This is a genomic window from Xanthomonas sp. GW (assembly GCF_014236815.1).
Taxonomy (GTDB): Bacteria; Pseudomonadota; Gammaproteobacteria; order Xanthomonadales; family Xanthomonadaceae; genus Xanthomonas_A.
The window spans coordinates 1,000,559-1,024,323 of record NZ_CP051189.1 but is presented as its reverse complement, the minus strand read 5'-3'; the positions used below and the strand labels follow the sequence as shown (position 1 = coordinate 1,024,323).

Below are 23,765 nucleotides of genomic sequence, written 5' to 3'. Positions count from 1 at the left end.
GTGGCTGCAACCCGATGGAAACGCGGCAATGGCATTGCTCGAGGACCGTACCGCCGTCTTCATCATCCGCATCTGGTGCGAGCGCGGCGATGCCGACAGCGCACTGGGCGAATGGCGCGGCTCGGTGGAACACGTGCAGACCGGGGAACGCCGCTTCTTCCGCCACCTCGAACATGCCCTCGCCTTCATGCAACCGCATCTGCAAGGCATCGGCATCGACGGGCGGCAACGGTTCTGGGAACACATCGCCGCGGCGATCGATCCCGAACCCGGCGACGGCGCCGCGCTGGAAGCGGTGGCCGTCCCCGTGACCGTCTCGCCGCCCCGTCCACGCAAACGCCGCTAGGAGTGCGTCATGGCCCTGATCCGCGCCACCCGCGATACCGTCAACGATCGCTTCAACGTGCTGAGCTTCAGCGTCCGCACCGAGAACCCGCTGTTCGAGATCGGCCTGGCGACCGATCCGCAGCTGCTCAAGCCGGAGAACCGCGCGCAGCGCACCGCGCGCAACTTCTTCTCCAGCCGCATCCAGCCGCGCAGCAAGGAGCGCGAGGCGATGTACCTGGTGCCGCCGAGCGTGATGGCACGCTTCGTCGGCCAGCCGCGGCTGTACTTCGGGCTGGTCACCTACAGCGATCGCAACCGCAGCCAGCCGCTCGAAGTGAACCTGCCCGATCGCGGCAGCATGTACGTCAGCCTGGCCGGTCTGAGCGAGCGCAGCCTGCGCCGCGCCACGCGCAGCAGCGACGGCGGCAGCTACGGCAACGGCGGCAGCGACCTGGGCTGGGGCGGCGACGCCGCGGCGCCCGCCGCCGGCAACAGCGGCTCCACGACCGCCGCGCCGAACGCCGGCGGCAGCGCCGGCACCCGCGGCGGCGGCTACAGCGATGGCTATTCGGACGAACTGTGGCAGCAGCAACATGCACCGCCTGCCAGCAACGGCGCGGGCAATGCGGCGGCGCCTGCGCCGGCACCTGCTGCGCCTACCGCCTCCAGCCCCGCCGCGCCGGCCGCTTCGGCGCAAGCCTGGCGTGCCCGCAGCCTGGCGCAGGACGCCACGGCCGATCCCGACGACGCCTACGGCATCGAGGGACCGATTCCGGACGACACGCTCAGCGCGGGCAGCCTGGGCCTGCGCACCCTCGCCTCGCCGCTGGGCGCACAGGCACCGCAATATCCGCAGGCCAGCCGCTTCGTCGCCGCCGACCCGGCCAACTACCGCGCGTCGAGCGCGCCGCGCAGCATCGAGCGCATCGTGCTGCACATCACCGATGGCGGCGCCAGGATCGACGGCACCCTGGGCTGGTTCCAGAATCCGGCGGCCCGGGTCAGCGCGCACTACGTGATCGGCCAGGACGGCGAAGTGGTGCAGATGGTGCGCCACGAGGATGTCGCCTGGCATGCGCGCAGCGCCAACGGCAGCAGCATCGGCATCGAGCACGTGGCCAACACGCGTGGCCTGCGCCCGAGCCAGGCGCAGCTGTGCGCGTCGGCGGCGCTGGTGCTGTGGCTGTGCGAGCGCTACGGCATCGCCACCGACCGCACGCACATCCTCGGCCATGCCGAGGCCGACCCGCAGACCAGCCATCGCGGCTGCCCGGATGCGGTGTGGGAGTGGCCGGCGTACATGCAGTCGATCACCAGCCGCAGCTGCCTGGCCGGGCCCGCAGCGGCGACCGCGCAGGGCCTGGGCTTGCGCGGCGCCGCACCGCGCAGGGGGACGGCGCCGGTGCAGGCGATGCGTGTGGTCGGGCCGTACTACCGTCCCAGCGGCTGGCTGGACGCGCTGCGTGCGCAGTTGGAGTTCTTCGCCGGCAGCGCGCAATGGCTGCTCGGCGTGGACGACACCAGCGTGCCGCCGCACAGCGCGATCTGCCAGGCGCGGCGCGTAGACGGCAGCGAGGCGGGCGCGGCGCACGGCAGCGCGTTCTTCATCGGCCCGCGCCTGCTGCTCACCGCCGCGCACGTGGTCGCCGGGCAGGACGAACTGATCATCGTGCCGGGCAAGAACGGCGCCGGCAGCGACGGCGACAGCGAACCGCGCGGGCGCTTCCGTGTCGGCGCCGCCGACATGCTGACGCATCCGGCCTACAGCGCCGGCAACCGCGACTTCGACATGGCGCTGATCCGCGTGCCGGCCGGCGCCGCCGCGTCGGACTATTTCGACCTGGTCGAGGAACTGACCCAGTCGCGGCCGGAAGGCGTGGTGGTGTGCGGCTACTCGGCCTATTCGCAGGACAGCAGCGCGATCGGCGGGCTGGTCAATGCGGTCATCGACGCCGACAAGCAGCACCTGCACGGCGGCCATATCCGTTCGCTGCCGAGCGAGGAAACGTTCGACTACGACCTGCAATCGCTCGGCGGCGCCAGCGGCTCGCCGGTGTACTACATCGAAGCCGGCGACGCCCCGCGCGCGCACATGGTCGGCGTGCACGTGGCCGGCGCCACCGCCACCACCAACCTGGGTTGCCGGATCACCGCCGGCAAGCTGGCCTGGATCCGCCAGCAGGCGGCGGCCTGGGGCCAGACCCTGGCGTTCTCGTTGGGCGCGCGTGCGCTGGCGCAGGAGGCTGCCAGCGCCGTCGAAGCCGAGATCGATCCGGACGCGTTCGGTATCTGCGAAGACGAACCCACCGACAGCGTCGCCGCGAGCGCGCAATCGCTGCGCGCGAACGCGCTGCAGGCGCCCGCGCCCGACTATCCCGGCGCCACCCGCTTCGCGCCGGCGCATGCGCGCAATTTCCGCCGCGGCCGCCGCGCCGGCACCAGCGTGGACCGCATCGTCATCCACATCACCGCCGGCGGGCCGCGCATCGACGGCACCATCGCCTGGTTCCAGAACGGCGAGCGGCCCAATGTCAGCAGCGCGCACTACATCGTCGGCCGCGACGGCGAAGTGGTGCAGATGGTGCGCAACGCCGACACCGCCTACCACGCCAGCGCCGCCAATTCGCGCAGCGTCGGCATCGAGCACTGCGCCAACAAGCCCAGCCGCGGCAATCCGCGCGACCTGCCGCCGACCGAGCCGCAGTACCAGGCCTCGGCGCAGCTGGTGGCGTGGCTGTGCACGCAGTTCGGCATCGCCGCCGACCGCGAGCACATCGTTGGCCACTTCGAGATCTCCCCGCGCGACAACCACGATTGTCCGTCCTCGATCTGGGACTGGGACCACTACCTCGGCTGCGTGCAACAGGCGCTGGCCGAACGCAGCGCGCCCGCGGCCACCGCGCAAAGCCTGGCGACGCGCAGCTATGCGCGTGCGCAGGAAATCATCACCCCGTTCTACGACCCGAGCGATCCGGCCAGCGCGCTGACCTGCCAGGACGACGCCTTCAGCCAGGCGCGCGAGGAATGGTTCGTCGGCGTCGAGGACACCCGCGCGTTCCCGCATTCGGCGATCTGCCAGCTGGTATCGGACAACGGCACCGGCACCGGCTTCTACATCGGTCGCAACCGCATCCTCACCTGCGCGCACAACCTGCACGGCAGTTCGCAGGTCACCATCCTGCCCGCGCTCAACGGCGCCGGCAACGCGCCGTTCGGCAGCTGCACGGTGCCGGCGTCGTCGTGGCGGCTGGCGCCGGGCTACGCCTCGCCCAACGACAGCGAGCGCGACCTGGCGGTGATCGAGAACGTGCCGATCGAAGCGCCCAACGGCCAGTGGTTCCGCTTCCTGCAGGCGACCCCGTCCGAGCACATGCCGCTGGTGGTATGCGGCTACTCGCGACGCTCGGACGCGGTGCCGGAACTGACCGCACTGATGAACGGCGACAAGCAGCACCTGCACGGCGGCTACGCGCGGGAAATGAGCAATGCCGAACTGATCGAATACCCGATCCTGACCCTGCATCGCGCCAGCGGCGCACCGGTCTATGCGCTGGACCGCAGCAGCGGCCAACTGGAGGCGCGGGTCTGTGCAGTGCACATCTCCGGCGCGCCGGCGGCGCAGGGGCTGAATCGCGGTTGCTTCCTCACCCCCGCCAAGCTGGAGTGGATCGAAGGCCGCAGCAGCGCCTTCGCGCTGCCGAACACGGCACGCACGCTGGGCGCCGAACCGCTGTACGACGTGGCGCTGATCCCGCAGCCGGACAAGAACGCGTGCTGGGCAGCGTCGATGGCGATGCTGCTGTCGTACCGCCGCCAGGCCTCGTTCGCGCCGGAGACGCTGGCCGCCGAAGTCGGCCAGTCGCTGAGCACGTCGTACGACTGGGCGCTGCTGGATGCGGTGAAGGCGCGCTACGGCTTCGTCGCCATCGAGCAACCGTCCAACGCCAGCCTCTACCACACGCCACAGCAATGGGCCGACTGGCTCGGCGCGCACGGTCCGTTGTGGGTGGTGATCGTCGGCGCGCCGCATGCGGTGGTGCTGGCCGGCATCCGCGGCAACCTCGCCGATCCGGCGGACACGCAGGTGCTGCTGCTCAATCCCTGGGACACGCGGGTGGCCTTCGACAACGATCCGATCGCGTTCAATCCGCCCAACGCCGGCTACGCCGACTGGCTGCCGTTCCAGGATTTCGCCTCGGACTTCGGCAACATGGCCGAGCCGGACTACGGCAACTGGCGCGTGCTGTACCTGCCCGCAACCGCGGCCACCGCACAGGGCCTGGGCCTCGGCGCGATGCGCCTGGCGCGGCCGCCGGCGCCGATCCGTGCGCTGCAGGCCGATGCCGCCGCAGGCCAAAGCAGCGAGCCGCTGGAACCCAGCCGCATCGCCGGCACCCGCATGACCCGCACACGCGGCAGCGCCGGCGCCTGCCGCTGGGCGCTGGAGCAGTTGCAGGGCCGCAAGGCGCCGCAGGCCGGCAGCAGCGGACCCGGCAGCAGCGCCGTCGGCGACGTTCGCATCGCGCTCGACGACTGGCCGGCGATCGATGGCGCGGCTACGCCGCTGCCGCTGACGGTCGGCTTCTACGCCGAGGCCGGCAGCGTCGGCGAGGTGCGGATCGAAGCCGGCGTGCCGGCACGCCTGGACTACGGCGTGGAAGTGATCGCCCGCATCGACGATGCCGACGACGTCGGCAACGCCGCCGCGCTGAAAGTCTGCATCGAGTACCGCTTCAGCGGCCTGGCCCAGGGCAATCCCGCCGCCAGCATCGAACTGCGCCTGCTCGGCGATGGCCGCTACGAGCGCATCAACCGCTGGACCGCGCAGCCGGCCGGCGCCGCGGTGGCGGCCTGAGCCCCGATGAACGCCAGCGCCCGCCCCGGCAGCCGCATCTTCCCGCCACGCGCTAGCGTGCCGGCGGTGCGCGCGTTGGCCGAGGCGGTGCCGGCGGCCGCAGCACCAGCACCGGCACCGGCCACGGTCAAACCGCAGGCCACCGAGAGCATCGCCCAGCGCACCGGCGCGATGGTCAACGAAGTGGATTTCCCCGGCTTCGTCGCGCAACTGGTGCACGGCACCTTCGACGCCATCGTCGATGCCTCGATCCGGCAGATGGAAAGCTATTCGAGCATGGTCGCTGCGGTGGCCAAGACGGTGGATCAGTTCACCGAGGAAAACGTCACCCCGAATCAGGCCCGCGACTGGCTGGCCGCGCACTACCCAGGCGACGTGCAGTTGCTGCTGCCCGACGGCGGTGCGCGCACCCAGCCGCAACTGCTGCCGCGCAGCGAAGGCCTGCGCCCGGCGTGGCTGTCGGCCTATGGCGTGGAGGACGAGGAGCTGACCGCCGAACTGCTGGAGAACACCGTGCTGCCGCAGGTGCGGCTCAAGGTCGGCGGCGAGCGCCAGCAGCTGTTGGCGACGATGGTGCTGCTGGGCATGAACCGGGTGGTGGTGCGCGACGGCAGCATCAGCAGCAAGGTGATGTTCCGCGCCGCCGCGCAGGACGCGGCCAAGGTCAGCTACGCCAGCAGCAGCGATCTACCGCAGGTGGACAAATGGGGCGCGCGCGGTTCGGCCGCGCAGACCGTGCAGACCTCGACCATGGTGTCCACGGTGCAGGTCAACGCGCAGAACGAATCCAACGTGCGCGCCGACCTGTACGGCGAGGTCAAGCTCAACTTCGTCAGCGAAACCCTGCCGCTGGAACGCATGGCCGACGCCGCCAAGATCGCCCTGGTGCAGCGCCACTCGCCCACGCTCGGCCCGCCGGCGAGCGCCGCCGCGCCGGTCGCCGCCCTGCCGCGTCCTGCCGCCGAAGGAGCACCGTGATGCTGCGCGAACTGTCGCAACTGCTGGAAGAACTGCACGACGGCCTGCTCGCGATCGAAGCGCGCGCCGGACTGCAGCTGACCCAGGTGGAGATGACCCTGCCGCTGGAACTGCGCCCGATCCTGCGCGACGGCGGCTGCCGCCTGCTGGCCGACGTGGCGCGCAGCCGCTCAGTCGACGCGTGGCTGGCCGCGCCGTCGAAACTGCGTCTGTGCTGGAGCATCGGAGACGCCGCATGAGCGCGCAACTGCCCCCGCTGCTGCAGGACGCCGGCGTGCCGTTCGACCTGTTCATCCAGGCCCTGACCGAACAGCTGGACAAGGCGCAGGCGGCGATGACCATCAAGGCGCGGGTCGGCAAGCTGCCGCTGACCTTCGCGGTCAAGGACGTGGCCCTGGACATCCGCGCCTTCGTGCAGATGATCGACGACGACGTGTACCTGCGCCCGGCCGGCCCCGGCGAGAGCGAGGCCAGCACCATCCGCCTGTCGCTGACCACGATCACCAAGCCGATGATCGAGGAGAACGCGATGGACTTCCGCGCCGAGGACCCCGGCTTCGGGCTCAAGGCCGCGCTCGGCGACCAGATCTCCGACAACGAGCAACGCCAGCTCGAGCGCATCGGCGTGCGCACCATCACCCAGCTCAACGAACTGAAGGAAAGCGCCGGCACCGACGTGATCGCGCGCCTGTCGCGGATGCCGATCAACCGCCTGCAGCAGGCGCTGCTGAAGGCCGCCGCGCCGCGCGTGACCCGCATCGACGACGGCGCCGCCGATGGCGAAACGCCGGCGCCGCGCGTGCACCTGAGCGCGCCCGGCCTGCGCGCGGCGCGGCTGCCGCGGGTGCATGCCGCGGGCCTGGCGGTGCCGGTCAGCGCCAGCGAGGACGGGCGCATGGTGCTGGCGCCGCTGGCCTCGCAGCTGGGTTGCGAAGCCGAGCTCGACTTCGGCGACGGCGAGATCGCGCGCGTACCGCTGCGCAGCGGCGAACTCGGGCAATGGGTGGCGCCATGAACACAATGCATCGCGCACTGCTGGTGCCGCGCCGGCTGCTGCTGACGCTCAAGCTCGGCGAGATGCCCGAACACCTGCCCGGTCTGCGCGCGGTGCGCGGCTACGGCGCGGCGATGGGCGAGTACGTGGACCGCGGCGCCATCGACCGGCTGCTGCGCCACCACGGCGGTGCGTTCCGCGCCGCGCGGCTGCACAGCGCGCGCCTGCGCCGCAACGATAGCCGCGCCATCGGTGCGCGCCGCTTCGACGAGGCCGAACAGCTCAGCGGCGTGGCGCGGGTGCTGCGCATCGACCTGCGCGACGGCGAACGCCTGCCGGCGCTGCTGCGCGCGCTGGCGGAACTGCCGATGGTGGAGCGGGTCGGCGCCGATCACCTGTGCGGTCTGCCGTTCGATGTGAGCGATGGCGGCGAGCGCAACGCCGCGCCGGCGCACGATGCCTGGGCGCGCGAGGCGATGCGGCTGCCGCAGGCGCTGCGCCTGGAGCCCGGCGATCCGGCGGTGGTGATCGGCCTGGCCGATACCGGCGTCGCCCTGCAGCACCCGGAACTGGCCGGGCGCCTGCGCGCCGGCTTCGACAGCGTCGACCTGGATCCGGACAGCGTCGGTGGCCTGGCCCTGGTCGGCGATTTCCGCCGCAGCGGCGAGCGCCCGCAGGACGAAGTCGGCCACGGCAGCGGCTGCGCCGCGATCCTGGTGGCCAACGGCCGCCACCTGCCGCCCGGCAGCGCCGGCGCCTGCGGGCTGACCCCGGTGCGGGTGCTCGGCGCCGCGCTGGGCAGCGGCGATCGCCGGGTCGGCGTCGGCGCGCTGGACAACATCGACGCCGGCATGAAGCGGCTGATCGATCTGGGGGTCAAGGTCATCAACATGAGCTTCGGCACGCCCGAGTCGGCGTTGCTGGCCGATGCGCCCAAGCCGCACGAGGAAACCGTGCGCTACGCGCTGGCGCGCGGCGTGGTGCTGGTCGCGGCCAGCGGCAATTCGGGGCTGAACGAACGCTTCTATCCCGCCGCGCACGACGGCGTGATCGCGGTGGGCGCGGTCGATCCGGGCCTGGTCCCGGCCGGGTTCAGCACCCGCGGCACGCATGTCGCGCTGTGCGCGCCGGGCCGCGACATCCGCACCTGCGCGCTGGACGGCTACCAGGTCGCCTCCGGCACCAGTTTCGCCGCGCCGTTCGTTGCCGCCGTGTGCGGCCTGATGGTGGCGCGCGCGCAGCGCCGCGCCTGGCCGCTGGACAGCCACCTCGCGCGGCGCCTGCTGCACGCCAGCGCGCGGCCGTTCGCAGCCGCCGGGGTGACCGATTGCGGCAGCGGCGTGGTCGATGCGCAGGCGGCGCTGTACGCGCTCGATGCCAGCATCGATGCGCAGATGCGCGACGCCGGCGAAGAACCCGAATCCGAACCCACCCCCGCTCCGCTTCCCTCCGCGCCCGTCGCGGCCTGATCTCCCAGACGCTGCCGAGGACACCCTGATGGCGACAACACCCCGCAAGCCCTCTCCACGCACACAGGCACAGGCCGATGCGGCCGCCAAGGCCGTCGCCAGCAAGGCCCGCGCGGCCGCGCGGCGTGCCGCCAAGCGCAGCGCGGAGGTTGCCGCCCTACAGGCCGCCGCCGCAAAGAAAGAGGCCGCCGCCTCGCAGCAAGACCCTCCTTCCGCAAACGGAGCCACACCCATGAACCGAATCCTGCTGGTCGATCTTGGCGAACGCGAGACCAAGAAGCGCCAGGAACTGCGCGCGCGCCGCCAGGTCCTGGAAACCCTGGACAAGACCGCCGACACCAGCGGCGGATTGAACGCGCGGCAGAGCGCCGAACTGGCGCAGATCAAGGCCAGCCTCGGCAGCGACGTGACCATTGATCCGTTCTACCGGCTGATCGCCGCCACCCAGCAGCAAAAGTCCTGGGGCGAGCTGGAAAAGAACCAGGAAAACCTGCACAAGTACGGCCTGGTCGGGTCGCAGCGCACGCCGGAAAAACTGCGCAAGGCGCTGGGCTGCGACGAGCGCGAGATCCTCGGCATCTGCGGGCTGATGCAACTGGACGGCTACACCGACGCCTCGCTGAAAGGCTTCGTGCAGCGGCTCAGCGTCGCCCAGGGCGAATACCGGCAGAACCGCGCGCTGTTCGATGCGGCCTACACGCTGCTGGCGCCGCTGTACAAGGTCACGCTGAAGTCGCAGATCGCCGGCGGCACGATCGATGCGGACATCGTCGGCTGCGAATGGCCCGACGACAATCCCGAAGACCGGCGCGAGCGCTACAGCACCGACACCCAGTTCCGCCCCAGCGCCGACGACGAAGTCTGCGCGCTGAGCACGCGCAATCTCGCCGCCACCGTGCGGCGCCTGGCCAGCAACGGCATCGACGCCGACAACGCGTGGCTGGCCAGCCACCTGCACAACGGCTACGAGATGCAGACCGGAGTGGTCGCCGGCGCGCCGCCGTCGGCGATGGAGATCATCCTGCCGGACCTGGACGAAGCCACCGACGTGGAGATCGTGCGCGAGAACCTCAACGCGGTGCAGGCGATCTACTTCGCCTACATGCTCGAGGAAACGCGCATGCCGCAGGTGGTCGAGCGCATCGTCGAACTGTTCCGCAGCGGCCTGCTGCCGCTGGGCCGCGGCAAGGCCGGCGACTACCTGTTCCGCTACTACAAGACCTCCGCCGAGCGCATCACCGAAGGCGAGCGCCGCGACCTGTACATGCGCTGCTTCGGCGCGCCCGGCGGCGATCCCAACGGCAACGAGCCCAACCGCGAGTTCAACGAACTGTGGCTGCGCTTCATCTCGGCGGTGTCCGCGTTCGGCCGCCAGCTCAGCGTGGACCGCATGCTGCGCACCAACATCCCGGTCGCGGTCTCGCAGGAACAGGTGCGCAAGGCGGCACGCGATCTCGGCGCCAGCATGTCGCGCAGCGGTTACGGCATCGCCTACTTCGCCGCCACCGAACTGCAGCAGATGATCCTGGAATACCGCGACCTGCTCAGCGACAGCGAAGTGCGCGGCTCGTTCGGCGCGCGCGACATGTGGCAGGTGATCGATCAGGTCAACGCCAACTACCTGGGCGGGGCGCGCAACACCAACCGCTTCCGCACCCAGGCCCGCGCCGGCGCGGTGATCATCCGCTGGATCGCCAACAACCACCAACGCCTGGGCAGCCGCTATGGCGAGGTGATCTCGATCAGCGCGCTGACCAATCCGCAGTTGCGCGGCAGCGACCAGCCGACCGTGGATCCCACCGACTGGGATCTGGTGCAGGCCTGCGAGCAATGGCTGGCGGTGGGCGGCGTGCAGGACGCCAGCATCGAGCAGTACTCGCAATCGGTGGAGTCGCCGGTGATCACCAGCCGCCCGATCGAGATCCCGCAGGCCGCGCGCGACCTGCTCAACCAGGCCGGCATCAGCCTGCCGGGCATGTAGGAGCGCCGCCATGCCGATCCACGACACCCGACCGCAACCGGTCAAGAACCTGGTCAAGCACTCGCTGCGCGCCGCCGCCCACGCGCTCGGCACACGCGACCCGATGCCCTACGTCGATGGCCTGATCGACCGCGCGTTCTACCTCCCCGACGACGACGTGTCGTATGCGCGCAACTCGCTGGCGCCGGGCGCGGTGCCCTACGAGCCGTCGTTCTCCGAGACCGAGCCGAACACGCTGCGCTTCACCATCGAACCGCTGGGCCCGGACGCGGCGCCGGTCGCGCGCCGCGACGAGGCCACCCGCGAGATGCGCCGGCTGGTGGCGCCGATCTTCGGCAACGACGCGCTGCGCTGGTTCGATACGCGCAGCGAGGAATGGCGCGGCTTCGGCGGCATGAGCTGGATGAACTACGGCGCCTGGTTCGGCAGTGCCTTCGACCGCGACGGCCTGTACGCGACCAAGATCTACTACGAACTGCTGCCCACCCAGATCGACGCGCTGGCGCCGGGCCTGGCACGGCTCACCCGGCAGGTGATCGCCGAGATGCCGGGGCTGATGCCGATCTTCACCTCGATCGGCTGCAAGCGCGATACCGGCAGCCAGCGGGTGACCTTCCTGCACCGCGGCGCGCTGGCGGTGAACGCGCTGGGCCCGCTGATGAACCGGCTCGGCATCGGCCACCAGTTGCCGAGCCTGATGCGCATCGTCGGCGTGGCCCTGGGCGGGCGCTTCGAACTGCCGCCGGGCGCGGTGCTGGTCGGCATCCGCGAAAGCGCCGAGGGCGCGGAACTGAAGCTGGAAATCCTGCTGGCGGCGATCCCCGACCTGCCCGCGCGCTTCCTCGACCTGCTCAAGCTCGGCCTGGCCGAACGCCCACGGCAGCTGGCCGCGCTATCGCGCTGGCTGGACGCGTTCGGCATGGACGACGCCGGCGAGCAAGGCCATTTCTCGGTGCTCAGCATCCGCGTCACCCCGGCCTCGCCGGCGCGCATCAGCCTTTACGTGCGCCCGATCGAATTCGAGATGCGCGAAGCCATCGAGGAGGCGCGCGCCCTGCAGTGACGCTGCCCGCCTATCGCACAGCGGCAGCTCCCTGCCGCGCACCGCACGCCCGTCCTTCCGACCCGAATCGCCTCGCCACCGGAGCGCACCCATGTCCTCCATCTTTCCCCGATCCGTGCCCGCCGCCCGCGCCGCGGCCGCACCCGCCAGCCGCGAGACCCACGAGGCCGCGCGCCTGGCGGTGCGCGACCTGCTGCAGCGCAGCCAATCGTTCAACGAACTGCCGGCGGACAAGCGCGAGACCCTGGCCAAGGGGCTGGTGCAGATCGGCAGCTATCTGGCCGAACCCGACGGCGTGCGCCTGAAGCGGCAGAGTCCGCAGGTGCGGGCGATGGCCGACGAAGACAGCACGCCGCTCAAGGAGGACGCGCAGCCCGAATTCGGCCAGGCGCTGCGCACCGGCGTGCAGCAGGCCGGCGCGCTGATGGACGCGGTGAACTTCCCCACCTTCGTCAGCGGCCTGATCAACGGCGTGTTCCATTCGATCGTGACCTCCTCGATCGAGCAGATGGAGGCCTACGCCAAGCTGGTCGCCGACGTGTCCAAGAGCCTGAACCAGTTCCGCGACGACAACACCACGCAGAACCAGGGTCGCGACCACCTGGTGGAGCAGTTCCCGGACATCTTCCAATTGCAGATGGGCGGCGATGGCTTCGGCGACATGGGCGGCTTCGGCGACGAAGGCGGCGGCGCACCGCAACCGCGGGTGGTGGTGCGCGGCGATGTAGACGAACGAGCCGCGGTCAACCGCATCAACCAGTCGCTGCCGCTGGACAAGCCGATCACTTCGCTCAACGACGACCTGGTCGAAGCGCTGCTGGTGCCGGCCGCGCGCACCCAGATCGCCACCGGCCGCCAGCAGCTGCTGGCCACTCTGGTGATGCTGGGCATCAACCGCATCGTGGTCACCGACGGGCACATCTCGGCCAAGGTGATGTACGACTTCCAGGCGCGCGACAACAGCCGCTACCGCTACAGCGCGAGCAAGATGGACCACCAGAAGGACGCGGCCGGCAACGTGCAGAAGACCCGCGGCTACGAGGGCGAATACGACAACAAGAGCGAGGGCGGCAGTTACACCCGCGGCGCCGATGGCGCGGTCGACCGGCAGGACGGAAGCTACTACGCCAAGGGCAACTACAAGTATTCCGAGCAGCCGATCATCAAGATGATGAGTACCTCGCAACTGCAGAGCGATTCCTCGCTGCAGGCCAAGGCCAGCCTGGCCGGGCAGGTCGAGGTGAACTTCAAGAGCGACTACCTGCCGCTGGAGAAACTGGCCAATCCCGAATCGATCGCCGCGATCCAGATGAACGCGCAGCCGGGCATGGTCAAGTCGCTGGCGACCAACCGCCCCGGCACCGCGGCGGCCGCGCCGGCGGCGCCAGCGCCAGCGCCGGCAACGACCCCGACGCCCGCCACCTGATCCGGAGCGCCGCCCATGTACGCCGCCACCTCCCGCACCTTCGCCGCAGCGCATGCCCCGGCCTGGCTCGACGACGACACCCTGGCCGCGGTGCGCCCGCAGGTGCGGCGCCTGCTCGAATCCTCGCCCGGCTTCCGCCAGCTGCCGGTGGCCGAACAACAGGAACTGGCGCGCAACATGGTGCGCGTGGCCTCGTACATGTCCAACCCGGACGGCCTGGCCAAGCAGGAACTGGCGCCGACCGGCGGCGTGCTGGCCAAGGCGCAGGAGGCCACGCCGGCACGCGCGCTCGCCGACCCGGTACAGGACGCCAAGGCCAAGGCCTCGGACAAGGTCGGCACCTTCGCCGGCAGCGACTTCAAGGCCGGCTCGGTGGAGCAAGGCGCCGACAACTTCAAGAAGTACGTCGGCTCGGTGGATTTCCCCGCCTTCGTCGGCGGCCTGATCCAGAACGTGTTCCAGGCCATCGTCGACGCCTCGATCCAGCAGATGAACGCCTACGGCGAGCTACTCAAGTCGGTGGCGCAGACGGTGGACCAGTTCGCCGCCGACAACATCAGCATGGACAGCGCGCGCGGCTGGCTGGCCGACCGCTTCCCCGGTGACGTAGTGGTCAACAGCGGCGACGACGGCGCGCGCCTGGCGATCGGCAACGAGGACCGCGCCGACGCCGTGCTCGGCAGCATGAACCAGGAGATGCAGCTGGCCAAGCCGATCAGCGACCTGTCCGACGAGGAACAGGAGACGCGGCTGGTGCAGGCCGCGCGGCTGCAGATGGCGCGCAGCCGGCAACAGCTGCTGTCGTCGATGGTGATGCTGGGCATCAACCGCATCGTGGTCACCGACGGCGCGATCAACGCCAAGGTGGTGTTCGACTTCCGCGCCAGCGACCAGGCCAGCCGCCAGGCCGGCGCCTCGCTGCGCGACAGCCAGTCCAGCTACAACCGCAACACCAGCGCCGCGGTGGTCGGCTTCGGCTGGGGCGCCGCCGGCAGCGCCAACACCAACGTGCAGCGGCACATGACCACGGTGCAGTCCTCGGTCAACGAAGACTCCGAATCCAAGCAGGAAATGAAGGCCAAGCTCACCGGCGAGGTGCGGGTCAACTTCAAGTCCGATTATTTCCCGATGGAGAAACTGGCCTCGCCCGGCATGATCGCCAGCATCCAGGGCAACGCCATGCCGTTCGATCCGAACACGCCCGCCAACGCCCGCGCCGGCGCGGCGGGTGCACCTGCGGGCGCACCTGCCGCGGCGGGCGGCTGAGCCGGCGGCCATGCGCCTGCATGCGCCACCGGCGGACCTGCGCCTGCCGCACTGCCATCCGCATGCGCCGCTGCTGCACGCGCTGGCGTTGGCGCGCGCGACCCTGGCGCAGCGCGAACACACCCTGGCGCAGGCGCTGGCCGAGCTGGGCGACATCGACCTGCCGCCCGGCGCGCCTACCGCGCTGGACCGCGCGCAACTGCAGGCGGCCGCACCGCTGTATTTCGCCAGCGCGCTGGAAAGCGCCGGCGTGCTGCCCGCCGCCGAGCAGATCGCCGGCCTGTTCGCCAGCGGCGCCGTCACCCAGCCGCTGGGGCCGGTCGCGCAGATGCTCAACGCCTTCTGGCGCGGCCGCCGCGAGCGCCTGCAGCGCGAGGAGCGCGACGCCATCTTCCGGCGCGTGTTCGAAGCGCCGCAGTTCGAGCGGCTGATGCGCGTGTGCTGCACGGCAATCGTGGCCGCGGCCGACGGCCAAGACCTGCGCGAGGACGTGGCGCTGGGCATCGGCGTGCAGGACCTGGGCGAATTCCTGGCGTTGCGCACCGACGCGATGGCCGCCATGGCCGCGCGCGAGATCGTCGACAACCTCAACGCCGCGCTCGGCTTCCTGCGCGATCGCCGCCTGCAGGCCGCGTTCGGCGTCGATGGGCTGTGGCCCTTGGTCGCCGCCGCGCAAGCCGGCCGTGCCAGCGGCCTGCAGGCGCAGGCCGAACGCGGCCGCGCCGGGCAGAGCGTGCTGTTGTGGCTGGCCGCGCAACCACCCGCCGCGCCGTTGCAGTTGGACCCGGCGCAAGCGCAGGACGTGGCGGTGATGACCGCCGCGCAGCGCTGGCTGGCGTCGCTGCCGGCGGCCGCGGCCGACACCGTGGCCGCGCCGGCGTCGGTGTCGCTGCTGGCCGCGGCCTGAGCGATGAACGCCGTCGCCGCCCCGCCCAGCGCAGGCTCCGCCGCCGCACCGCCGCCGTGGGTCCGCGCCGCGGTGCGCGACGTGCTCGAACGCAGCCCGCAGTACCAGGCGCTGGCGCCCAACGACCGGCAGGCACTGGCGCGCTCGATGGTGAGCGTCTCGACCCTGGCCGCCGACCTGATCCGCGAAGAGCACGAAGCCGAGCACCAGATCGCCGGCCGCGCGCCGGTGCTGGCGCATGCGCAGGCCGAGGAATTCGGCGCCGCCGCCGACCGCATCGCCGGCACCACCCGCAACGTGCTCAACGCCGTCTCGTTTCCGCGCTTCGTCACCGACCTGATCAACGGCGTGTTCCGCGCCATGCTCGACTCCAATGCCCAGCAGATGCAGCAGTACGTGGAACTGCTCGGCGCCGTCTCCGCGTCCGCGGCCGGCTTCGAGCGCACCCAGTTCGGCCTGCCGCAGGTGCGGCAATGGGTGGCGGATCATTTTCCCGAAGCGATCGAATACGACACCCCCGACCCGGACGACGAGCCCGATCCGGACGAAACCGCGGCGATCCGCTTGCGCCTGCGCAGCGGCGCCGCCATGCCGAACGCGGAGGACGTGCGCGCCACCTTGGGCATGGCCCCGGAAGAGCCGCTGGACGCCTCCTCGCCGGAACAACTGGTGCCGCTAGCGCGGCGTTATCTGGCGCGGCAGCGGCAGCAGATGCTGGCGACGATGGTGGCCATGGGCATGCAGCGCATCGTCGTGGACAGCGGCCGCATCAACGCCGCGATGCGCTTCCACATCGACACCCACAGCGCCGCCAACGAAGACCGCGGTAGCCAGTTCAGCATGCAGAATCGGGTCCGCGCCTCCGGCAGCTTCGGCGCAGGCCCATGGGGCGCAAGCGCGGAGATCGAGAACAACATCGGCTACGTCTCCACCCAGCGTTCGCAGAGCAGCGAGGAAATGAACACCGACCTGGAACTCAACTCCTCGGTGGAACTGAACTTCCGCAGCGACTACCTGCCGCTCAACCAGATGGCCGCGCCCGCGCAGGCCGAGCGCATCCGCAGCGCCACCCTCAACCCCGGCGCAGAGATTCCCGACCCAAGCACGGCCCGCGCCGCCCGCGTACAAGCCCAGCACAGCGCCGAGCGCGAACGCCGCACCGCGCTGGACAGCAGCATCGCCAGCGCGGCGCGTCCGATCCCGCCTGCGCCCACTCAGACTCCGACACCAACACCAACACCAACACCAACCTCCGGCACTGCTGCGCGTACCACCACACCCACGGCTCCGGTCGCCACGACACCGGCGACTGCGGCGGCACCGACACCGACACCTGCGCGGTAGCCGCTGCGCGCCGCGCCATTTCGCAAGGCCGGCGCGGTAGCGGTCCATGGCTGAACCTGCCGAAGCAGCAATGCGCAGCGCAAACAGTCGCCGCATCCACTGCACCACTCACCCGTTGCCGCAGGTCACGCTTATACTGCCGCGCCGACGTATCGCAGCGACGCACGCACTCCACGGATGGAAACCACCACGTCTGCGCCGGCAGCCTCCGTGCAGCGCGATCTGGCTACCTCGCCATCCCGATCCGCATCTGCAACCGCTGCGCTGGCAGCGCATGCCGACGCGGCCAGCGCCGCGCATGCAAACCGCATCACGCTCTCCTGCGCGCATCGGCGCCGGAACGATCCTGTCCCCCCCTCGGAGTCCCCATGACATCCCCAACGCTTCCTCCCTATTCCGGCCTCGGCATCGCCTCGTTCGCGGTCAGCCTGATCGCCGCGGTGCTGACGCTCGTGCTGATCGGCGTCTGCGCGGCGCTGGTGTATTCCCAGCCCGACAGCCTGGACGAAGACTCGCCGCTGGCGATGCTGGTCGGCATGGCGATGATGGTCGGCGTCTTCGCCGAGTTGGCCGCCGCCGCGCTCGGCATCGGCAGCCTGTTCCAGCGCGACCGCGGGAAGCTGTACGGCGTGCTCGGCCTGATCTTTGCGATCGCGACCCTGGTCGGCGTCGCCGCGCTGATCGTGTTCGGACTCATCCAGGGCGGCTGAGTCCGGCGCGAACGCGAGCTGCTCGCTCGCATCGCGATTCACAGGGACTGCAGTGCAGACAGACCAGCACGTTTGCGGCCGGGGCATCCCAATCGTGCAGGCGCGCTAGCCCGGCAGTGTGCTGACCAGGCCTTTCTCGCGCATCGCCTGCAACACGCCTTCCACGATCGCCAGGTTGTGTCCATGCGCCGCGCCTTCGTGCAGCAGCACGATCGCACCGGGCGCCAGGTCGCGCGCGATGCGCGCCACGGTCGCGGCGGGATCGCAGTTCACGCCGTCGAAGCCGCGCGCGCTCCAGGCGACCCGGGTCAGGCCATGTGCGCGCAGCGGCGCGGCGACGAAGGGGTTGGTCATGCCCACCACCGAGCGGTACCAGCGCGGCGCGGTGCCGGCCATGGCGCCCAGCGCCTGCTGCGCCTGGCCGATCTCGCGTGCCATGCGCCGCGGCCCCAGCGCCCAGAACCAGGCCTGCGGGTGGGTGTGGCTGTGGTTGCCGATGCCGTGGCCGCGGCGCAGGATCTCGCGCACCAGTTCCGGCCGCGCGGCGGCGCGTTCGCCGACCAGGAAGAAGGTGGCCTTGGCCTGGTGGCGGTCGAGCAGGTCCAGCAGCGGCGCGGTGTCGTCGGAAGGGCCGTCGTCGATGGTCAGCCACACCCGCGGGGCGGTGCCGGGCAGGCGGCTGAGCACCGGCGCGTACAGCCAGGCCCGCGGCAGGAACACCGGCAGCACCAGGGCCGCATGCGAGGCCAGCAGCGCCGGCAGCCCGATCCGCCAGCCCCAGTGCCACCAGAGCGCCGCCACCAGCGCCTGCGAGGCCAGCGCCACAGGCAGCCAGCGGTAGGGGTGACGGGGGATGCGATGCAGCGTTTCCGGAACTGTCATGCCCCATGATGCCATGCGGCGTAGAATGCCCGGTCCGACTCAGCGACCGAAATCACTGCCATGTCCCTCGATCCCGCCCTGCGTTCCCGCATCGAAACGCTGCTCAATTCCAACCGCGTCGTGCTGTTCATGAAAGGCCAGCCGAGCATGCCGCAGTGCGGCTTCTCCGCCAAGGCGGTGGGTGCGCTGAACGAACTGGGCGTCGATTTCGCCCACGTCAACGTGCTGGCCGACCAGGACATCCGCGAAGGCATCAAGGCCTACGGCGACTGGCCGACGATCCCGCAGCTGTACGTGGACGGCGAACTGGTCGGCGGCAGCGACATCATCCTGCAGATGGCCGGCAGCGGCGAGCTGAGCGAACTGCTCGGTGTGCAGGCGCCGGACCGCACCCCGCCCTCGATCACCATCACCGACGCCGCCGCGGACATGCTGCGCGGCGCGCTGGCCGATGCCCCGGGCGCGACCCTGGCGCTGGCGATCGACGCGCAGTTCCAGCCGAACTTCCAGCTGGCGCCGACCGACCCCAACGCCATCGCCGCCGAGTCCAACGGCCTGCGCGTGCAGTTCGACCTGGCCAGCGCGCGTCGCGCCGAAGGCATCACCATCGACTGGGTCGACGACCTGCGCGGCCGCGGCCTGGCGATCGACAACCCGAACGCGCCCAAGCCGGTGCAGGAACTGAGCGTGCGCGACGCCGACGACCAAGTGCGCGCCGGCGGCCTGATCCTGGTGGACGTGCGCCCCCCGGAAGAGCGCGCGATCGCCTCGGTGAACGTGCCGTTCCGCACCCTGGACGGCGACCAGCGCGCGCAGCTGGAAGCGCTGCCGAAGGACACCGCGCTGGCGTTCCTGTGCCACCACGGCGGGCGCAGCGCGCAGGCCGCCGAGCAGTTCCGCGCGCTCGGCTTCAGCCGCGTGCACAACGTGGTCGGCGGCATCGAGGCCTGGGCCAGCGACGTGGACAGCAGCGTGGCGAAATACTGAGCCAGCGGCACGCGATACAGCGACATCACGGCGGGCGATCCAGAGGGTCGCCCGCTTTTTTTGCGATACGGTTTTTGCGCTTCCGGGGAGGAAGCAAGCCATGACACGCACACTGAAACGCTGGACCGCAGCACTGATCGGCCTCGCCGCCCTGCCTGCCGTCGCCGCACCAACCGCACCGGCGCCGCAGACGGTGATCTACGTCACCCCGGTCTCGGACGAAGCGAAGGTGATGAGCTATATCCCGGTGCGCGGCGCGCCGTCGGAAGAGGCAGAACTGGGCGCCTGGCGCGGGCTGAAAAAGCCGCTGCGGGTGTTCGACAAAGGCGCCGAGGACGGCGTGGCGACCCCACTGGCGTTCTCGGTCGACGACAACAGCATGTGCGGCGGCGACCTGCGCGTGCGCCTGAAGACCGCGCATGGCGCTACCTTCGCCCACGATGCCCTGCTCGCCTCGTTCGACCTGAATCCCGGCCAGCGCTTCACCCGCCACGATCCCGATGCCACCCAGCGGCGTGCGCTATTGCAGGTCGTGGGCGCCGATCCGTCGGTGCGCAAGCGCCTGCCCGCCGCGGCACTGAAGCGGCTGCTGGCGCATCTGGCCGCGGCGCCGGCCGACGAGAAGCCGGCACTGACCGTGATCGCCGATGCCAAGCAACCGGGGCACGACGTGGCGCTGGTCACCGCCAGCGTCTACGACCCGGCGCCGGCCACGAACGCGGACGGCGCCTCGCCCAAGCTGACCACCCTGCTGGCGGTGCTGGAACGCGGCGACAGCGGTTGGCGCATGCGCAAGATCCTCGCCGACTACGGCTGCGACGATTGCGAAGGGCGCAAGGACAACTATGCACTGCTGCAGTTCGCCGATATCGATGCCGACGGCACGGTCGATTTCCTGATCCAGCACAGCGGCTACGAGACCTACGGCTTCTGGCTGCTGCACCTGGTCGATGGCCAATGGCGCAGCGACGACCTGGTCGGCGGCTGCTGAGCGCGAAAACGCTCGGCGCTGCACTGTAGGAGCGGCTTCAGCCGCGACAGACTCTCCGGATAAACCCTGTCGCGGCTGGAGCCGCTCCTACAACAGCGCAAACGTCGGCGCGCCCCTCAACCGGCGAAACCGCCCTCGTCCAGAAACCGCTGCTCGTCCTGCGTGCTCTCCCGCCCCAGCGCCGCATTGCGATGCGGGAAGCGGCCGAAGCGCTGGATGATGTCCTCGTGCTGCGTGGCCCACTGCAGGCTGTCGGCATCGCCGAGCGCGCTGAACAGCTCCACCGCCTCGCGCTGCAGGCCCGGATCCTCGGCGTGTTCGTACGGCAGGTAGAAGAACATGCGCAACTCCGGCTCGACCTGCTGGTCGAAGCCGGCCGCCAACGCCCATTGCGCGTAGCGCCGCGCCAGACCATCGGTGGCGTAGGCGTGCGCGCTGCCGCGAAAGGCGTTGCGCGGCACCTGGTCGAGCAACAGCAACAGCGCCAGCGCGCCCTCCGCGCTGCCCATCCACGCCGCGTATTCGTCGCGCGCCGCGGCGTGATGCGCGTCCAGCAAATTCTGGCGGACGTTCGCGTCGAACGAGTCGTTGGCGGCGAACCAGCGCTCACGGCCGGCGCTGCGCCAGAACTCCACGACATCGCAGGGCAGGATCTCGGTCATCGCATTTCCATCGGTCGGCAATCGGCCTCTATACCCGATCCGGCGTCGGCATGCGGTGTGCGCCGCGGCGCCGCCGGTGCGCGGCCGACGCCGCCCGCACTTGGCAAGCGCGCCGGCTCGGGCTAGCGTGCGCAGGCGGCGCCAACGCTGCAGCCAACATCCGGGGAAAATCTGATGCGTCATCTGTTGCTCGCCTGCCTGGGCGTGGCGCTGTGCGGCCCTGCCGCGGCCGCCTCGCGCTTCGTCGAAGACCCTTATCCCAGCACCTACCGGCCGCTGGCCTCCACGCCGGTGCTGATCGAACACGCCACCGTGCTCACCGGCACCGGCGAGCGCCTGGACGATGCCGACGTGCTGCTGCAGGACGGCCGCGTGCAGGCGGTGGGCCGCGCGCTCGCCGCCCCGGCCAACGTCACCCGCATCGACGGCCACGGCAAGTGGGTCACGCCCGGCATCATCGACGTGCACTCGCACCTGGGCGTGTACGCCAGCCCCGGCGTCAGCGCGCACAGCGACGGCAACGAGATGACCGCGCCGGTGACCCCCAACGTCTGGGCCGAGCATTCGATCTGGCCGCAGGATCCGGGCTTCGGCACCGCGCTGGCCGGCGGCGTCACCTCGCTGCAGGTGCTGCCCGGATCGGCCAACCTGGTCGGCGGCCGCGGCGTGACCCTGAAGAACGTGCCGGCCACCACCTACCAGGCGATGAAGTTCCCCGGCGCGCCGTGGGGCCTGAAGATGGCCTGCGGCGAGAACCCCAAGCGCGTGTACGGCGAGAAGGGCGGCCCGGCCACGCGCATGGGCAACGTGGCCGGCTACCGCGCCGCGTTCATCGACGCCAGCGAATACCTGCGCAAGAACGCGCCGAAGAAGAAGGCGCCGGAAAAGCGTCATTGGTGGAGCCGCGGCGCCGGCGACAACGACAGCTCCGGCGACAGCGGCGGCAAGCGCGACCTGAAGCTGGACACCCTGGCCGGCGCGATCAACGGCGACATCCGTGTGCACATCCACTGCTACCGTGCCGACGAGATGACCACCATGCTCGACCTGGCCAAGGAATTCGGCTTCAAGATCGCCGCCTTCCACCACGGCGTGGAGGCCTACAAGATCGCCGACCGGCTGGCCCAGGAAAACGTCTGCGGCGCGCTGTGGGCGGACTGGTGGGGCTTCAAGATGGAGGCCTTCGACGGCATCCAGGAGAACATCGCGCTGGTCGATCGCCCGGCCAACGGCTGCGCCATCGTGCATTCGGATTCGGAGGAAGGCATCCAGCGGCTCAACCAGGAAGCGGCCAAGGCGATGGCCGCCGGGCGCCGCGCCGGCATCGCCATCGCACCCGAGCGCGCGATCCGCTGGCTGACCAGCAACCCGGCCAAGGCGCTGGGCATCGAGAAACAGACCGGCTCGCTGGAGCCGGGCAAGATGGCCGACGTGGTGGTGTGGAACGGCAGCCCGTTCAGTTCCTATGCGCTGGCCGAGAAGGTCTACATCGACGGCGCGCAGGTCTACGACCGCGCCGATCGCCGCCTGCAACCCACATCCGACTTCATGCTCGGCCAGGAGGCTGCCCCATGAGCCGCTCCGCTCCGCCCTCGCGCCGCCTGGCGCAACGCCTGCTCATCGCGGCCTGCCTGACCATCATGGGCAGCGCGCCCGCGTTCGCCCAGGACGTGCTGATCCGCGGCGCCACCGTGCATACCGCCAGCGCCCGCGGCACCCTGCAGAACGCCGACGTGCTGGTCCAGGGCGGCACCATCCGCGCGGTCGGCAGCGGCTTGTCGGCGCCGGCCGGGGTCGCGGTGATCGAGGCCAAGGGCCGCCCGCTGACTCCCGCGCTGTTCGGCGGCATCACCGAGATCGGCATCGAGGAAGTGTCCGGCGAGTCCTCCACCGTGGACAGCGCGCTGAGCCTGCCGCACGACCAGCCGATGCGCCCGGAGTTCGACGTGACCCTGGCCTACAACCCGGATTCGGTGCTGATCCCGGTCGCGCGCGTGGAGGGCATCGGCTTCACCGCGCTCGGCGCCAACAGCGGCGGCGCCTTCATCGCCGGCCAGGGCGCGGTGATGCGCCTGGACGGCGGCGCCGACCCGATCGGCCCACGCGCGCTGTACGTGCGCCTGGGCAGCGACGCGCTGGAACTGAGCGGCAAGTCGCGCGCCGCGCAATGGATGCTGCTCGACCAGTTGGTGGCCGAAGCGCGCGGACGCATGCCGGCCGACTCGCCGCATGCCTTGCTGACCCCGGCCGGGCGCGCCGTGCTGGCCAGGTACCTGGCCGGCCAGGGCCGCATCGTGGTGGCGGTGAACCGCGCCGCCGACATCCGCCAGTTGCTGCGCTGGGCGCAACGCGAGAAGGTGCGCATCGCCATCGCCGGCGGCGACGAGGCGTGGAAGCTGGCGCCGGAACTGGCCAGGGCGCAGGTGCCGGTGTTCGTCAACGCACTGGACGACCTGCCGGCCAGCTTCGACCAGATCGGCGCCACCCTGGAGAACGCCGCGCGCCTGCACGCGGCCGGCGTCGCGGTGAGCTTCACCCAGGGCGGCGACGGCTCGCACAACGCGCGCAAGCAACGCCAGCTGGCCGGCAACGCGGTAGCGCACGGCCTGCCCTGGGAAGACGGCCTGGCCGGCCTGACCCGGGTCCCGGCCGAAGCGCTGGGCGTGGGCGACAAGCTCGGCAGCATCGCTCCCGGCAAGCTCGCCGACCTGGTGCTGTGGGAAGGCGATCCGCTGGACGTGGCCCACTACGCCGAGCAGGTCTGGCTGGGCGGCCGCGCAATGCCGATGCGTTCGCGCCAGACCGAACTGCGCGACCGCTACATGAAGCAGGCCGGCGCGCTGCCACGGGCGTATACGCAGTAGCGCGCGAGCGGTGCAGGCGGTGCGGGCCGCGACGCAGGACGTCGCGACACGCAGCGTGG

19 protein-coding genes are annotated in these 23,765 nt (G+C 70.8%); 17 read left to right on the top strand and 2 right to left on the bottom strand.

Going from position 1 to position 23,765, the window contains the following annotated elements:
* Positions 1-28: 28 nt before the first annotated feature.
* From HEP73_RS04385 to HEP73_RS04325, 13 genes are all read left to right on the top strand, one after another.
* Positions 29-346: a hypothetical protein gene (locus tag HEP73_RS04385; protein ID WP_185822266.1), complete on the top strand. Its 318-nt coding sequence runs from the start codon at positions 29-31 to the stop codon at positions 344-346.
* A 9-nt stretch (positions 347-355) separates the two neighbouring features.
* Positions 356-5,182 carry an N-acetylmuramoyl-L-alanine amidase gene (locus tag HEP73_RS04380; protein WP_185822265.1) on the top strand — a complete coding sequence of 1,609 codons (4,827 nt, stop codon included), beginning with the start codon at positions 356-358 and terminating at the stop codon, positions 5,180-5,182.
* A 6-nt stretch (positions 5,183-5,188) separates the two neighbouring features.
* A complete protein-coding gene (locus HEP73_RS04375) occupies positions 5,189-6,160 on the top strand; it encodes a hypothetical protein (protein WP_185822264.1) in 972 nt (323 codons plus the stop codon).
* Positions 6,160-6,399, top strand: a complete 240-nt coding sequence (locus HEP73_RS04370) for a hypothetical protein (RefSeq protein WP_185822263.1) — start codon at positions 6,160-6,162, stop codon at positions 6,397-6,399. Before HEP73_RS04375 ends, HEP73_RS04370 begins: the two co-directional genes overlap by 1 nt.
* The gene (locus HEP73_RS04365; protein WP_185822262.1) at positions 6,396-7,175 is read left to right on the top strand and encodes a hypothetical protein; all 780 of its coding nucleotides are present in this window, start codon (positions 6,396-6,398) and stop codon (positions 7,173-7,175) included. The genes HEP73_RS04370 and HEP73_RS04365 overlap by 4 nt, the downstream gene beginning before the upstream one ends.
* On the top strand, positions 7,172-8,623 hold the full coding sequence (locus HEP73_RS04360; protein ID WP_185822261.1) for a S8 family peptidase: 1,452 nt from the start codon (positions 7,172-7,174) through the stop codon (positions 8,621-8,623). Before HEP73_RS04365 ends, HEP73_RS04360 begins: the two co-directional genes overlap by 4 nt.
* Positions 8,624-8,855: 232 nt before the next feature.
* Positions 8,856-10,604: a hypothetical protein gene (locus HEP73_RS04355; RefSeq protein ID WP_185822260.1), complete on the top strand. Its 1,749-nt coding sequence runs from the start codon at positions 8,856-8,858 to the stop codon at positions 10,602-10,604.
* A gap of 10 nt (positions 10,605-10,614) precedes the next feature.
* Complete coding sequence (locus HEP73_RS04350) at positions 10,615-11,667, top strand: hypothetical protein (RefSeq protein ID WP_185822259.1); 1,053 nt, start codon at positions 10,615-10,617, stop codon at positions 11,665-11,667.
* Between the two features lie 91 nt (positions 11,668-11,758).
* Entirely contained in the window at positions 11,759-13,093 is a 1,335-nt protein-coding gene (locus tag HEP73_RS04345; RefSeq protein ID WP_185822258.1) for a hypothetical protein, read from the top strand.
* 15 nt (positions 13,094-13,108) lie between these two features.
* Complete coding sequence (locus tag HEP73_RS04340) at positions 13,109-14,359, top strand: hypothetical protein (protein ID WP_185822257.1); 1,251 nt, start codon at positions 13,109-13,111, stop codon at positions 14,357-14,359.
* A gap of 10 nt (positions 14,360-14,369) precedes the next feature.
* On the top strand, positions 14,370-15,266 hold the full coding sequence (locus tag HEP73_RS04335) for a hypothetical protein (RefSeq protein ID WP_185822256.1): 897 nt from the start codon (positions 14,370-14,372) through the stop codon (positions 15,264-15,266).
* Between the two features lie 3 nt (positions 15,267-15,269).
* Positions 15,270-16,610, top strand: a complete 1,341-nt coding sequence (locus HEP73_RS04330; RefSeq protein WP_185822255.1) for a hypothetical protein — start codon at positions 15,270-15,272, stop codon at positions 16,608-16,610.
* Between the two features lie 368 nt (positions 16,611-16,978).
* Complete coding sequence (locus HEP73_RS04325) at positions 16,979-17,320, top strand: hypothetical protein (protein WP_185822254.1); 342 nt, start codon at positions 16,979-16,981, stop codon at positions 17,318-17,320.
* 105 nt (positions 17,321-17,425) lie between these two features.
* Here HEP73_RS04325 and HEP73_RS04320 read toward each other — a convergent pair whose 3' ends face one another.
* On the bottom strand, positions 17,426-18,217 hold the full coding sequence (locus tag HEP73_RS04320; protein WP_185822253.1) for a polysaccharide deacetylase family protein: 792 nt from the start codon (positions 18,215-18,217) through the stop codon (positions 17,426-17,428).
* 45 nt (positions 18,218-18,262) lie between these two features.
* On the opposite strand from HEP73_RS04320, the gene grxD reads away from it, so the two are divergent.
* Positions 18,263-19,189 carry a Grx4 family monothiol glutaredoxin gene (gene grxD, locus HEP73_RS04315; protein WP_185822252.1) on the top strand — a complete coding sequence of 309 codons (927 nt, stop codon included), beginning with the start codon at positions 18,263-18,265 and terminating at the stop codon, positions 19,187-19,189.
* A 100-nt stretch (positions 19,190-19,289) separates the two neighbouring features.
* Complete coding sequence (locus HEP73_RS04310) at positions 19,290-20,180, top strand: hypothetical protein (RefSeq protein ID WP_185822251.1); 891 nt, start codon at positions 19,290-19,292, stop codon at positions 20,178-20,180.
* A 116-nt stretch (positions 20,181-20,296) separates the two neighbouring features.
* Here the strand turns inward: HEP73_RS04310 and HEP73_RS04305 are convergent, their stop codons facing one another.
* Positions 20,297-20,842, bottom strand: coding sequence for a DUF924 family protein (locus tag HEP73_RS04305; RefSeq protein ID WP_185822250.1), 546 nt, complete (start codon positions 20,840-20,842; stop codon positions 20,297-20,299).
* Positions 20,843-21,016: 174 nt separating this feature from the next.
* Between HEP73_RS04305 and HEP73_RS04300 the strand changes: the two genes are divergently transcribed.
* Together HEP73_RS04300 and HEP73_RS04295 are read left to right on the top strand one after the other, a co-directional pair.
* Positions 21,017-22,417, top strand: a complete 1,401-nt coding sequence (locus tag HEP73_RS04300; protein WP_185815286.1) for an amidohydrolase — start codon at positions 21,017-21,019, stop codon at positions 22,415-22,417.
* Complete coding sequence (locus tag HEP73_RS04295) at positions 22,414-23,706, top strand: amidohydrolase family protein (protein ID WP_185822249.1); 1,293 nt, start codon at positions 22,414-22,416, stop codon at positions 23,704-23,706. Before HEP73_RS04300 ends, HEP73_RS04295 begins: the two co-directional genes overlap by 4 nt.
* The last annotated feature ends 59 nt before the right edge of the window (positions 23,707-23,765 follow it).

What these genes read in the sequence shown, in the direction of transcription:
- HEP73_RS04385 (WP_185822266.1), top strand. Translation starts at nt 29, where the DNA reads ATGGCATTGCTCGAGGACCGTACCGCCGTCTTCATCATCCGCATCTGG.
- HEP73_RS04380 (WP_185822265.1), top strand. Translation starts at nt 356, where the DNA reads ATGGCCCTGATCCGCGCCACCCGCGATACCGTCAACGATCGCTTCAAC.
- HEP73_RS04375 (WP_185822264.1), top strand. Translation starts at nt 5,189, where the DNA reads ATGAACGCCAGCGCCCGCCCCGGCAGCCGCATCTTCCCGCCACGCGCT.
- HEP73_RS04370 (WP_185822263.1), top strand. Translation starts at nt 6,160, where the DNA reads ATGCTGCGCGAACTGTCGCAACTGCTGGAAGAACTGCACGACGGCCTG.
- HEP73_RS04365 (WP_185822262.1), top strand. Translation starts at nt 6,396, where the DNA reads ATGAGCGCGCAACTGCCCCCGCTGCTGCAGGACGCCGGCGTGCCGTTC.
- HEP73_RS04360 (WP_185822261.1), top strand. Translation starts at nt 7,172, where the DNA reads ATGAACACAATGCATCGCGCACTGCTGGTGCCGCGCCGGCTGCTGCTG.
- HEP73_RS04355 (WP_185822260.1), top strand. Translation starts at nt 8,856, where the DNA reads ATGAACCGAATCCTGCTGGTCGATCTTGGCGAACGCGAGACCAAGAAG.
- HEP73_RS04350 (WP_185822259.1), top strand. Translation starts at nt 10,615, where the DNA reads ATGCCGATCCACGACACCCGACCGCAACCGGTCAAGAACCTGGTCAAG.
- HEP73_RS04345 (WP_185822258.1), top strand. Translation starts at nt 11,759, where the DNA reads ATGTCCTCCATCTTTCCCCGATCCGTGCCCGCCGCCCGCGCCGCGGCC.
- HEP73_RS04340 (WP_185822257.1), top strand. Translation starts at nt 13,109, where the DNA reads ATGTACGCCGCCACCTCCCGCACCTTCGCCGCAGCGCATGCCCCGGCC.
- HEP73_RS04335 (WP_185822256.1), top strand. Translation starts at nt 14,370, where the DNA reads ATGCGCCTGCATGCGCCACCGGCGGACCTGCGCCTGCCGCACTGCCAT.
- HEP73_RS04330 (WP_185822255.1), top strand. Translation starts at nt 15,270, where the DNA reads ATGAACGCCGTCGCCGCCCCGCCCAGCGCAGGCTCCGCCGCCGCACCG.
- HEP73_RS04325 (WP_185822254.1), top strand. Translation starts at nt 16,979, where the DNA reads ATGACATCCCCAACGCTTCCTCCCTATTCCGGCCTCGGCATCGCCTCG.
- HEP73_RS04320 (WP_185822253.1), bottom strand. Translation starts at nt 18,217, where the DNA reads ATGGCATCATGGGGCATGACAGTTCCGGAAACGCTGCATCGCATCCCC.
- grxD (WP_185822252.1), top strand. Translation starts at nt 18,263, where the DNA reads ATGTCCCTCGATCCCGCCCTGCGTTCCCGCATCGAAACGCTGCTCAAT.
- HEP73_RS04310 (WP_185822251.1), top strand. Translation starts at nt 19,290, where the DNA reads ATGACACGCACACTGAAACGCTGGACCGCAGCACTGATCGGCCTCGCC.
- HEP73_RS04305 (WP_185822250.1), bottom strand. Translation starts at nt 20,842, where the DNA reads ATGACCGAGATCCTGCCCTGCGATGTCGTGGAGTTCTGGCGCAGCGCC.
- HEP73_RS04300 (WP_185815286.1), top strand. Translation starts at nt 21,017, where the DNA reads ATGCGTCATCTGTTGCTCGCCTGCCTGGGCGTGGCGCTGTGCGGCCCT.
- HEP73_RS04295 (WP_185822249.1), top strand. Translation starts at nt 22,414, where the DNA reads ATGAGCCGCTCCGCTCCGCCCTCGCGCCGCCTGGCGCAACGCCTGCTC.